An 11,019-nucleotide genomic window follows, 5' to 3' on the forward strand; every position below is an offset into this window, starting at 1 on the left:
GCACAGCTGAATGTGTGACAGGGCGTGCCAGCAGCCGGGACTGATCGGCTATGCTTGCGCAGCGCACGGAACGTGAAACTGGCTCGGGACTCATGGATATCAAGTTCACCAATCGCCTGTCCTACAAGCAAGCCCGGCTGACGGTCCTGGTCGGCTTCATCCTGGGTACATTGCTCAGTCTCATCCAGATCGGTATCGATTATGCCAGTGAAGACGCCTCCATCAACCGCGAGATGCAGGCGTTGCTGCAAATCAGCCATAACCCGGCATCGCGCATCGCCTACAACATCGATGCCGAGCTCGCCCAGGAACTGACCCGTGGCCTGCTGCAATCACCGGCCATCACCCGCGCCCGGCTGATCGACAATAACCAAACAGTACTCGCCGACGTGCAGCGCCCGCGCCAGGAAAGCGGTTATCGCCTGATGAGCGATTTTTTGTTCGGCGACAATCGTGAATTCCAGGACCGGCTGTTTCTCAGCCACATGCCCGATGATTACCTCGGCACGCTGTTCCTGGAAGTCGACACCTTCACCTTCGGCAGCCGCTTTCTCAAGCGTGCCGAGGTCACCCTGCTCAACGGTTTCATGCGCAGCCTGATCCTTACCGGCATTCTCCTGGGTCTGTTCTACATCATGCTGACCCAGCCGCTGGTGCGGGTGATCAGCGCCCTGAGCAACAGCGACTCGCGCAATCCGGCGCAGTCCAAGCTGTCGTTCCCGCCCGGTCACGAACACGACGAGATCGGCGTGCTGGTCAAGGTTGCCAACCAGCAGTTCGTCAGCATGGCCACCGAGATCCAGCAACGGCGCAATGCCGAGAACCGCCTGACCGATTACCTCAACGAACTGGAAAACATCGTCTCGGCGCGCACCAACGAGCTCAAGGCCAGCAACACCCGCCTGAGCCAGTCCAATGAAGAGCTCGAAGAAGCCCGGCGCCGCGCCCTGGACATGGCTCAGGCCCGCGCCGCCTTTCTGGCCAACATGAGCCATGAAATCCGCACACCGCTCAATGGCCTCTTGGGCATGATCGCGCTTTCCCTGGACAGCCCGCTCAATGCCGAACAACGCCAGCAGCTGTCGATTGCCCACGACTCGGGCAAGGTGTTGGTGGAACTGCTCAACGATGTTCTCGACCTGTCCAAGTTCGATGCCGGGCAGCTGGAGCTAGAACGCATCCCCTTCGACCTTGGCGCCCTGGTCGAAGATACCGCCAACCTGCTGTCGCAGAACGCCGCACCCAGCGTCGAGCTGACCTGCCTGATCGACCCGCAGTTCCCTTCGATGGTGCTCGGCGACCCGACCCGGGTGCGGCAGATCGTCAGCAACCTGCTGTCCAATGCCTTGAAATTCACTCGCTTCGGCCGTGTCGATGTGCGCCTGAGCAGTTACCCCGGCGGCGTTCGTCTGGAGGTCTGCGATACCGGCATCGGCATCCCCAGCGAAGCCCAGGTAAGGATCTTCCAGCCCTTCACCCAGGCAGGTGCCGGCATCACTCGCCAGTACGGCGGTACCGGCCTGGGCCTGGCGCTGACCAATAACCTCTGCGAGGCCATGCAGGGGCGCCTGAGCATCAGCTCCGAAGCCGGCTTCGGCAGCCAGTTCAGCGCCGAACTGCCCTTGCCCAGCCATACGGCGGCGGTACCTGCGCAAGCCTTGCGCGGCAGTGTTGCGGCAATCAGCAATGCCAGCAGCGGCCTCGCCGAATTGCTACAGACGCTGCTGCCCGGCTGGGGCCTGGACTACCAACGTTACGACAGCCCCGAGCAACTCAAGAAGGCAACGCCAGACCTGCTGATCACCGATGACCTGGACTGCCTGTTCAACCTGCGTCCACTGATCAGCGCACCGATTCTGCTGGTTACCGCCTATGGCAACTTCCTGCCCGGTGAACAGGCAGCACACCTGGCCCCTCTACAGCAGCAGGCACGGCCGCTGGCGCGCAACGCCCTGTACCAGACCCTGCGGCGCACGTTGCACGGGGCCGACAGTATCAACCAGTCACCACTCAGCGGCGCCCAGTACAGCGAGCGCCGTGCGCGCATTCTGCTGGTCGAGGACAACCCGGTAAATCAACTGGTGGCCAAGGGCATGCTGGCCAAGCTCGGCTGCGAGGTCAGCGTCGCCGCCCATGGTGCCGACGCGCTTGAACAGCTGGAGCAGTCACCCTTCGACCTGGTACTGATGGACTGCAACATGCCAGTGATGGACGGTTATGAAGCCAGCCGGCGGATCCGCCAGAGCGGACGCTGGCCAGCCCTGCCGATCGTCGCCCTGACCGCCAACGCCATGCCCGAAGAGCGCGAACGCTGCCGGGCGGCGGGAATGAGCGACTACCTGGCCAAGCCGTTTCGCCGCGAAGAGCTGCTGGCACTGATCGATCACTGGGTGCCGTTGACGACTACCTGAGCAGTTTTTCGATTGAGCCGGTCAAGGCATCCGGCTTGGTGCTCGGCGCATAGCGGGTGACTTTGCCGGTGGCCGGGTCGAGCAGAAACTTGGTGAAGTTCCACTTGACCCCTTGCGAGCCGAAAAAGCCGGGGGCGCGCTTTTTCAACTCGACAAACAGTGGATGGGCGCCGGCGCCATTGACCTCGATCTTGCGAAACAACGGGAAACTGACGCCGAAGTTCAGCTCGCAGAACTGCGCAATTTCGTGCGCATCGCCCGGCTCCTGCTTGCCGAACTGGTTGCAGGGGAAGCCCAGCACCACCAGCCCCTGCTCGCGATAACGCTGCCAGAGCTGTTCAAGGCCTTTGTACTGCGGGGTAAAACCGCACTGGCTGGCAGTGTTGACCACCAGCAGCGCCTTGGCAGGGTAGTCGGCCAGGGCTTTTTGCTCACCGGTAAGGGTAATGCAGGGAATCTTCAGCAGTGCGTCGGCCATGACCTTTCTCCTTTATCAGCGGGGAACCAGGTCCAGGCAGACCGAGTTGATGCAATAGCGCAGCCCGGTCGGCGGCGGACCGTCAGGGAACACATGCCCCAGGTGGGCATCACATTTGGCGCAGGTGACCTCGGTTCGGATCATGCCGTGGGAAGTGTCGCGAATCTCGATCATCGCGCTGTCGGCAATCGGCTCATAGAAGCTGGGCCAGCCACAACCGGAATCAAATTTGGCTTGCGAATCGAACAGCGCTTCGCCGCAGCAGATACAATGGTAGACGCCATCGGTCTTGGTGCCATTGTATTTGCCACTGAACGGCCGCTCGGTGCCCTTCAGCCGGCACACGTTGTACTGCTCGGGGTCGAGCATGGCGCGCCATTCTTCCAGGGTTTTCTCGAGTTTTTCCATCATCAGGCCTCATCTGTCCAAAAACCCCGCGCCATGGCTTTTCCACAGAGCGGGTGGCACGTATATTATTGCGCCTCATCAGACATCAGTCTGGCACCCGCGTCATACGCATTTCAAACGTTTTCACAGCGCAATGCGCGGCGATCTTTTCTAATCGGGATCACATCATGCAGGTCAGCAAATCGAACAAGCTCGCCAATGTCTGCTATGACATTCGCGGCCCGGTGCTCAAGCACGCCAAACGCCTGGAAGAGGAAGGTCATCGCATCCTCAAGCTGAACATTGGCAACCCGGCACCCTTTGGTTTCGAGGCGCCGGACGAGATCCTCCAGGATGTGATACGCAACCTGCCGACCGCCCAGGGCTACAGCGACTCCAAAGGCCTGTTCAGCGCGCGCAAGGCGGTGATGCAGTACTACCAGCAAAAGCAGGTCGAAGGTGTCGGCATCGAAGACATCTACCTGGGCAACGGCGTCTCCGAACTGATCGTGATGTCGATGCAGGCGCTGCTCAACAACGGCGACGAAGTGCTGATCCCGGCCCCGGACTACCCGCTGTGGACCGCCGCAGTCAGCCTGGCCGGCGGTAACCCGGTGCATTACCTGTGCGATGAGCAGGCCGACTGGTTCCCGGACCTTGACGACATCAAGGCCAAGATCACCTCCAACACCAAGGCCCTGGTGATCATCAACCCGAACAACCCGACCGGTGCCGTGTACTCGCGCGAGCTGCTGCTGGGCATGCTTGAGCTGGCCCGCCAACATAACCTGGTGGTGTTTTCCGACGAGATCTACGACAAGATCCTCTATGACGAAGCCGTGCACATCAGCACCGCTTCGCTGGCCCCGGACCTGCTCTGCCTGACCTTCAACGGCCTGTCCAAATCCTACCGGGTAGCGGGCTTCCGCTCCGGCTGGCTGGCCATCTCGGGGCCCAAGCACCACGCCCAGAGCTACATCGAAGGCATCGACATGCTGGCCAACATGCGCCTGTGCGCCAACGTACCGAGCCAGCACGCCATCCAGACCGCCCTCGGCGGCTACCAGAGCATCAACGACCTGGTGCTGCCGCAGGGCCGCCTGCTGGAACAGCGCAACCGCACCTGGGAACTGCTCAACAGCATTCCCGGGGTCAGCTGCGTCAAGCCGATGGGTGCGCTGTATGCGTTCCCGCGCATCGACCCGAAAGTCTGTCCAATCCACAACGACGAGAAGTTCGTCCTCGACCTGCTGCTCTCGGAAAAGCTTCTGATCGTCCAGGGTACCGCCTTCAACTGGCCATGGCCGGACCACTTCCGCGTGGTGACCCTGCCACGGGTCGACGACCTGGAGCAGGCCATCGGCCGTATCGGAAACTTCCTGAAGACATATCAGCAGTAACCTACATTTGATATCGAATCGTCTGCGCCACTCCCGGCGCAGACCTTACAGAGCAAGCGTTCAGCCCTGACATCACCCGCCGCTCTGGCGTGCGGGTTGCTGGAATTCGTCTGTAATACAGGCAAGTACACAGTTTGAAATAGTCGCCCTGTTGAATCACCGCAGCGCGCACCTTATATACCCCGCATACGTGACACTTTTATCCGTCAGGAGAACGTAACAACCATGATGCGCATCTTACTGTTTGTGGCCACCAACCTCGCGGTTGTGCTGATTGCCAGCATTACCTTGAGCCTGTTTGGCTTCAACGGGTTCATGGCGGCCAACGGGGTTGACCTCAAACTCGACCAGCTGCTGATTTTCTGTGCGGTGTTCGGCTTTGCCGGCTCGCTGATCTCGCTGTTCATCTCCAAGTGGATGGCGAAGATGAGCACTGGCACGCAAATCATCAGCCAGCCGCGCACCCGCCACGAACAATGGCTGCTGCAGACCGTCGAGGAACTGTCCCGCGAAGCCGGCATCAAGATGCCGGAAGTGGGTATCTTCCCGGCCTACGAGGCCAATGCCTTCGCCACCGGCTGGAACCGCAACGATGCACTGGTAGCGGTCAGCCAGGGGCTGCTGGAGCGTTTTTCGCCCGATGAAGTACGCGCTGTACTGGCCCACGAGATTGGCCACGTAGCCAACGGCGACATGGTCACCCTCGCCCTGGTGCAAGGGGTGGTCAACACCTTCGTGATGTTCTTTGCCCGCATCATCGGCAACTTCGTCGACAAGGTGATCTTCAAGAACGAAGAAGGCCAGGGTATCGCCTACTATATCGCGACCATCGTCGCCGAACTGGTACTGGGCATCCTGGCCAGCATCATCGTCATGTGGTTCTCGCGCAAACGCGAGTTCCGCGCCGACGAAGCCGGTGCCCGCCTGGCCGGCACCAACGCAATGATCGGCGCCCTGCAGCGCCTGCGCTCGGAGCAAGGTGTACCGGTGCACATGCCCGACACCCTGAACGCCTTCGGCATCAACGGCGGCCTCAAGCAGGGCCTTGCCGGCCTGCTGATGAGCCACCCGCCGCTGGAAGACCGTATCGAAGCCCTGCGTCGTCGCGGCTGATCGGACACCCGCTACAAAAAAGGGCGACTTCGGTCGCCCTTTTGCATTTCAGCGCTGCAGCCGGTACACCCGCTCGAACAGCTGCGGCACCCCGGCCTGAACGAACTTGGGACTCTCGGCGAGAATGTCCCGCGCCTCCAGCGCCTGCGGCTGCCAGCCAGCGAACAGCTGCCGCACCTCTGCATCGACCACCGCAAAGGGCGGCCCCTCCAGCAGGGCCTGGTCGTAATCCATGGTGATCAGCAGGCCTTGGCAATCTTGCGACAGGTATCCAGTCAGCAGCGCTGCATAGCGCTCGCGCGACGCCGGCGGCAAGGCAATCACCGCCGCCCGGTCATACAGTGCACTGCAGTCGGCGATATCTTCGACCTGCAAGGCGAAGAAGTCACCACACCACACCTCCAAAGGGCCGCTTCGATAGGTCTTGAACGCGCCCCGCTGGCCGACCTCGGGCTGCAACTGCTGCTCGCTGAAAAAGTCCTCCACCGCACGCTGGGAAAGCTCGACACCGAGCACCTGATGGCCTTGCCCGGCCAGCCAGGCCAGGTCCAGGCTCTTGCCACACAAGGGCACCAGCACCTTGCTACCGGGCGCCAGGCCCAGCGTCGGCCAGAACTGCTGCAGGTAGCTGTTGACCCGCCCCTGATGAAAGCCGATCTGATTGTCCGCCCAGCGTTTGTGCCAGAACTCTGCCTGCATGGCATACCTCGAATTATTCGATGGGTTTATGCGAAAACTTATATTGGAATCAGATCAATGATCTGCCGGAAGATGGACTCATCTTAACCGCCAGGAACCCTTTCCATGCTGCCTAGCCTGTTTATTTCTCACGGCTCGCCCATGCTCGCCCTTGAGCCTGGCGCCAGCGGTCCGGCCTTGGCACGCCTGGCCGCAGAGCTGGCGCGACCCAAGGCCATCGTGGTGGTCTCGGCGCACTGGGAGAGCCGTGAGCTGTGGGTGTCCGGCCACCCCCACCCCGAAACCTGGCATGACTTCGGCGGTTTTCCTGCCGCCCTGTATGCCGTGCAGTATCCCGCCCCCGGCGAACCGGCGCTGGCCGAGCGACTGACGAGCCTGTTGTGCGATGCCGGACTACCCGCGCGCCTTGACCCCAAACGCCCTTTTGACCATGGCGTGTGGGTGCCGCTGTCACTGATGTATCCAGCGGCCGACATCCCCGTGGTACAGGTCTCACTCCCCAGCCAGATGGGTCCGCAGTTGCAGGAACGGGTGGGCAAGGCCCTGGCGCAACTGCGCGAGGAAGACATCCTGTTGATCGGCTCCGGCAGCATTACCCACAACCTGCGCGAACTGGACTGGCAAGCCGGCCCGGAAAGCGTCGAGCCCTGGGCCCTGGCATTTCGTGACTGGATGATCGACAAGCTGGCAGCCGATGACACCCCTACCCTGCACGACTACCGCCAGCAAGCGCCGTTTGCAGTGCGCAACCATCCAAGTGATGAGCACTTGTTGCCGCTGTACTTCGCCCGGGGTGCGGGTGGGCGCTTCGGGATTGCCCACCAGGGGTTTACGCTGGGGGCGCTGGGGATGGATATCTACCGGTTCGACTGATCCTGCGCGCTCGATCACTGGCAAGACCAGCTCCCACAGAATTGGCGCAAGACCTGTAGGAGCGCTGGCAAGTCCCGCCCACAGAATTGGCGCCGCTCTTGGGAGCGGTGCCGGACCTGTGGGAGCTGGCTTGCCAGCGATGAGGCCAGTCCCGCCAGCACATCAGACGGCGCCTGGATTACGACCGCTGCGCGCTCGATCGCTGGCAAGACCAGCTCCCACAGGATTGGCGCAAGACCTGTAGGAGCGCTGGCAAGTCCCGCCCACAGAATTGGCGCCGCTCTTGGGAGCGGTGCCGGACCTGTGGGAGCTGGCTTGCCAGCGATGAGGCCAGCCCCGCCAGCACATCAGACGGCGCCTGGATTACGACCGCTGCGCGCTCGAACGCTGGCAAGACCAGCTCCCACAGAATTGGCGCAAGACCTGTAGGAGCGCTGGCAAGTCCCGCCCACAGAATTGGCGCCGCTCTTGAGAGCGGTGCCGGACCTGTGGGAGCTGGCTTGCCAGCGATGAGGCCAGCCCCGCCAGCACATCAGACGGCGCCTGGATTACGACCGCTGCGCGCTCGATCGCTGGCAAGACCAGCTCCCACAGGATTGGCGCAAGACCTGTAGGAGCGCTGGCAAGTCCCGCCCACAGAATTGGCGCCGCTCTTGAGAGTGGTGCCGGACCTGTGGGAGCTGGCTTGCCAGCGATGAGGCCAGTCCCGCCAGCACATCAGACGGCGCCTGGATTACGACCGCTGCGCGCTCGATCGCTGGCAAGACCAGCTCCCACAGGGTGGATACACCCCCACGGACAGCTCCACAGACCGGCACAGGCAAAAAAAATCCCCGAACCAGTCGGGGATTTTTTTATCGCTCGCGGATCAGTCTTCGCGGTAGCGGCGCAGCTTCAGCTGCTTGCCGGCAACACGGGTGTCCTTGAGCTTGGTCAGCAGACGCTCCAGACCTTCCTCCGGCAGCTCGACCAGGCTGAAGCTGTCGCGCACCTGGATGCGGCCGATGGCTTCGCGGGCCAGGCCGCCTTCGTTGAGGATGGCGCCCAGCAGGTTCTTGGCGGCGATACCGTCACGCGCACCCAGCGCGGTACGGCAACGGGCACGACCTTCACCCAGCGGCATCGGTGCTCGACGCTCACGCTCGCCACGCTCTGGACGATCGCCAGTGCGCTCACGCGGAGTGTAGGTCGGAACCAGCGGCTGCTCTTTCTCGACCGCATCCAGGGTCAGGGCCTGACCGTTGGTAGCCTTGCGCAGCAGAGCGGCGGCCAGGGCACGTGGGCTGCAACCGATGTCGGCAGTCAGGCGATCAAGCAGATCACCGTGGGTCGACTCGGCGTCAGCAACCAGCGGCGCCAGGCTGTTGGTCAGCTTCTTGATGCGGGCATCGAGAACGGCCTGGGCGTTAGGCAGGCGAACTTCAGCCACCTTCTGACCGGTAACACGCTCGATCACCTGCAGCATGCGACGCTCGCGCGGGGTAACCAGCAGCAGCGCACGGCCTTCGCGACCGGCACGGCCAGTACGGCCGATACGGTGAACGTAGGACTCAGGGTCGTACGGCATGTCAACGTTGAACACGTGAGTGATGCGCGGTACGTCCAGGCCACGAGCAGCGACGTCGGTAGCGACGACGATGTCCAGGCGGCCATCCTTGAGCGAGTCGATGACGCGCTCGCGCTGGTTCTGGGCAATGTCACCGTTCAGCGCAGCGGCTTTGTAGCCTTTGGCTTCCAGGGCGCTGGCCAGGTCCAGGGTGGCTTGCTTGGTACGCACGAAGGCGATCAGCGCGTCGAACTCTTCCACTTCCAGCAGACGCAGGACAGCGGAAACCTTCTGGTCGGCGTGGACCATCAGGTGGGCTTGTTCGATCGCGGTAACGGTCTGGGTCTTGGTCTGGATCTTGACGTGCTTCGGCTCGCGCAGGTGGCGCTCGGCGATGGCACGGATCGAGGCTGGCAGAGTGGCCGAGAACAGTACGGTCTGACGGCTTTCCGGCATGGCCTTGAAGATTACTTCGAGGTCATCCATGAAGCCCAGCTTGAGCATTTCGTCGGCTTCGTCGAGCACCAGGTGGTTGACGGTTGCCAGGACCTTCTCGTCGCGACGCAGGTGGTCGCACAGACGGCCAGGGGTAGCAACGACGATTTGCGCGCCGTTACGGATTGCTTTCAGTTGTGGGCCCATCGGGGCACCACCGTATACGGCCACCACGGTAACGCCCGGCATCTGCTTGGCGTAGGTTTCAAAAGCGGTGGCTACTTGCAGCGCCAACTCACGGGTTGGCGCCAGGATCAGGGCTTGCGGCTCGCGCTTGCTCGGGTCGATGCGGTGCAGGATTGGCAGAGCGAAGGCGGCGGTTTTACCGGTACCTGTCTGCGCCTGACCAATCATGTCGTGACCGGCAAGAATAATCGGGATCGATTGCTGCTGAATGGCCGATGGCTCTTCGTAGCCAGTAGCCACAACGGCGGCAACAATACTTGGATGAAGATCGAGAGCGGCGAAGCCGCCGGTTTCCTGGGTCATGGGTCTGCCTCTAAGTGCATCCGCAAAGACCCATGCTCCAAAGCTGCACATGCCTTGTAAGACCCGAAGGTCACCCTGGCAGCTTTGTCGGCGGGGATTTGCGAAAACGATTGAAGAAAAAAAGGAACGTCAAGGAGAGTCCGCGATGCGGACGCGCAGCCGAAGCTGGCTTCGGGGAATTGCACTACCTTAAACGAGGTCCGGTGAAAGACCGGCGCGTACTATACCTGAATTAGCCGTTCACGGGAGATTTTTTTAATGAAACACGCCAGCGCCAGGCCACGTTGCGGCGGGCCCGGGAAGTTAACGAGGCTGGCGGCTGAATCGATTTTCCGCCAGTGACACAGTGACGCGCCTCAGGACGCCGGGCGAATCGCGCCGATCAGCGGTTGCAACGAGTAGCCCAGTTGTGGCGCCAGGGCCTCGGCCCGGGCGGTCAGGCCTGGCAGATCGAGCTGCTGGTCCAGGTCAGCCGGTACCATGAGGATCACGTTGCCCTCCTTGACCGGCAGCTCCCAGTAATGACGGTGATAGAGGCCACGCAGCAACGCCGCACCCAATGGCTTGCCGTCGTCACCGGCCCATTGATTGATCACCAGCCAGCCCCCGGGGTTCAGGCGCTTCTGACAGTTTTCCAGAAAACTCCAGGCCAGGTGCGCGACGCCCGGACCATGGTCGGTATACAGGTCGACGAAAATCAGGTCGGCGCATTCGGCCGTCTCCAGCAACTCCATCGCATCACCGATACGGATATACAGGCGCGGGTCATCATCCAGGCCCATGTACTCGATGGCCAGGCGCGGCACATCCGGGCGCAGTTCAATGGCCTCGACGTCTTCCAGCGGCAGGAACTTCAGGCAGGCCTGAGTCAGGGTGCCGGCACCCAGACCCAGAAACAGCGCGCTTTCCGGTTCAGGGTGGGCCAGCGCACCAATCAGCATGGCACGGGTATAGTCGTACTCAAGCCAGCTCGGGTCGGCGGTGAACACGCAGCTCTGCTCGATCGCCTCGCCGAACTCGAGGAAGCGATAGTCCTCGACTTCCAGCACGCTGATAGTGCCGTACTGGTCATGCACCTGGGCCAGCAGCCGCTCTACCCGTTCCTCTGTCATGCTGTCTCCCGGCAGG

General features: G+C 62.0%; 9 protein-coding genes. 4 read left to right on the plus strand and 5 right to left on the minus strand.

Annotation, left to right across the window (positions count from 1 at the left end; translation table 11 throughout):
- Positions 1–50: 50 nt before the first annotated feature.
- On the plus strand, positions 51–2,411 hold the full coding sequence (locus LOY45_RS19070) for a response regulator (RefSeq protein ID WP_258578176.1): 2,361 nt from the start codon (positions 51–53) through the stop codon (positions 2,409–2,411).
- Here the strand turns inward: LOY45_RS19070 and LOY45_RS19075 are convergent.
- Together LOY45_RS19075 and msrB are read right to left on the minus strand one after the other, a co-directional pair.
- Positions 2,404–2,889 carry a glutathione peroxidase gene (locus LOY45_RS19075; RefSeq protein WP_115085902.1) on the minus strand — a complete coding sequence of 162 codons (486 nt, stop codon included), beginning with the start codon at positions 2,887–2,889 and terminating at the stop codon, positions 2,404–2,406. The genes LOY45_RS19070 and LOY45_RS19075 overlap by 8 nt on opposite strands.
- A gap of 15 nt (positions 2,890–2,904) precedes the next feature.
- The gene (msrB, locus tag LOY45_RS19080; RefSeq protein WP_115085975.1) at positions 2,905–3,297 is read right to left on the minus strand and encodes a peptide-methionine (R)-S-oxide reductase MsrB; all 393 of its coding nucleotides are present in this window, start codon (positions 3,295–3,297) and stop codon (positions 2,905–2,907) included.
- A 167-nt stretch (positions 3,298–3,464) separates the two neighbouring features.
- Between msrB and LOY45_RS19085 the strand changes: the two genes are divergently transcribed.
- The gene (locus tag LOY45_RS19085; RefSeq protein ID WP_010226289.1) at positions 3,465–4,676 is read left to right on the plus strand and encodes a pyridoxal phosphate-dependent aminotransferase; all 1,212 of its coding nucleotides are present in this window, start codon (positions 3,465–3,467) and stop codon (positions 4,674–4,676) included.
- 225 nt (positions 4,677–4,901) lie between these two features.
- Positions 4,902–5,789 (plus strand): protease HtpX, encoded by an 888-nt coding sequence (htpX, locus tag LOY45_RS19090; RefSeq protein ID WP_036996500.1) that lies wholly within the window; start codon positions 4,902–4,904, stop codon positions 5,787–5,789.
- 48 nt (positions 5,790–5,837) lie between these two features.
- On the opposite strand, the gene LOY45_RS19095 is transcribed toward htpX, so the two are convergent.
- Positions 5,838–6,488, minus strand: coding sequence for a thiopurine S-methyltransferase (locus tag LOY45_RS19095; RefSeq protein WP_258578178.1), 651 nt, complete (start codon positions 6,486–6,488; stop codon positions 5,838–5,840).
- Between the two features lie 105 nt (positions 6,489–6,593).
- Here LOY45_RS19095 and LOY45_RS19100 point away from each other — a divergent pair, with 105 nt between their 5' ends.
- The gene (locus tag LOY45_RS19100) at positions 6,594–7,361 is read left to right on the plus strand and encodes a DODA-type extradiol aromatic ring-opening family dioxygenase (RefSeq protein ID WP_258578179.1); all 768 of its coding nucleotides are present in this window, start codon (positions 6,594–6,596) and stop codon (positions 7,359–7,361) included.
- A gap of 868 nt (positions 7,362–8,229) precedes the next feature.
- On the opposite strand, the gene LOY45_RS19105 is transcribed toward LOY45_RS19100, so the two are convergent.
- On the minus strand, positions 8,230–9,891 hold the full coding sequence (locus LOY45_RS19105) for a DEAD/DEAH box helicase (RefSeq protein WP_038994122.1): 1,662 nt from the start codon (positions 9,889–9,891) through the stop codon (positions 8,230–8,232).
- Positions 9,892–10,247: 356 nt separating this feature from the next.
- Entirely contained in the window at positions 10,248–11,003 is a 756-nt protein-coding gene (locus LOY45_RS19110; RefSeq protein WP_115085899.1) for a spermidine synthase, read from the minus strand.
- Positions 11,004–11,019 lie beyond the last annotated feature (16 nt).

Origin of the sequence: Pseudomonas wadenswilerensis, from assembly GCF_024749185.1 — a bacterium.
GTDB classification, from domain to species: Bacteria; Pseudomonadota; Gammaproteobacteria; order Pseudomonadales; family Pseudomonadaceae; genus Aquipseudomonas; species Aquipseudomonas wadenswilerensis.

Bases quoted from the DNA above. Each gene is read 5' to 3' on its own strand.
- LOY45_RS19085 (WP_010226289.1), top strand. From the start codon at position 3,465: ATGCAGGTCAGCAAATCGAACAAGCTCGCCAATGTCTGCTATGACATT.
- htpX (WP_036996500.1), top strand. From the start codon at position 4,902: ATGATGCGCATCTTACTGTTTGTGGCCACCAACCTCGCGGTTGTGCTG.
- msrB (WP_115085975.1), bottom strand. From the start codon at position 3,297: ATGGAAAAACTCGAGAAAACCCTGGAAGAATGGCGCGCCATGCTCGAC.
- LOY45_RS19110 (WP_115085899.1), bottom strand. From the start codon at position 11,003: ATGACAGAGGAACGGGTAGAGCGGCTGCTGGCCCAGGTGCATGACCAG.
- LOY45_RS19070 (WP_258578176.1), top strand. From the start codon at position 51: ATGCTTGCGCAGCGCACGGAACGTGAAACTGGCTCGGGACTCATGGAT.
- LOY45_RS19075 (WP_115085902.1), bottom strand. From the start codon at position 2,889: ATGGCCGACGCACTGCTGAAGATTCCCTGCATTACCCTTACCGGTGAG.
- LOY45_RS19105 (WP_038994122.1), bottom strand. From the start codon at position 9,891: ATGACCCAGGAAACCGGCGGCTTCGCCGCTCTCGATCTTCATCCAAGT.
- LOY45_RS19100 (WP_258578179.1), top strand. From the start codon at position 6,594: ATGCTGCCTAGCCTGTTTATTTCTCACGGCTCGCCCATGCTCGCCCTT.
- LOY45_RS19095 (WP_258578178.1), bottom strand. From the start codon at position 6,488: ATGCAGGCAGAGTTCTGGCACAAACGCTGGGCGGACAATCAGATCGGC.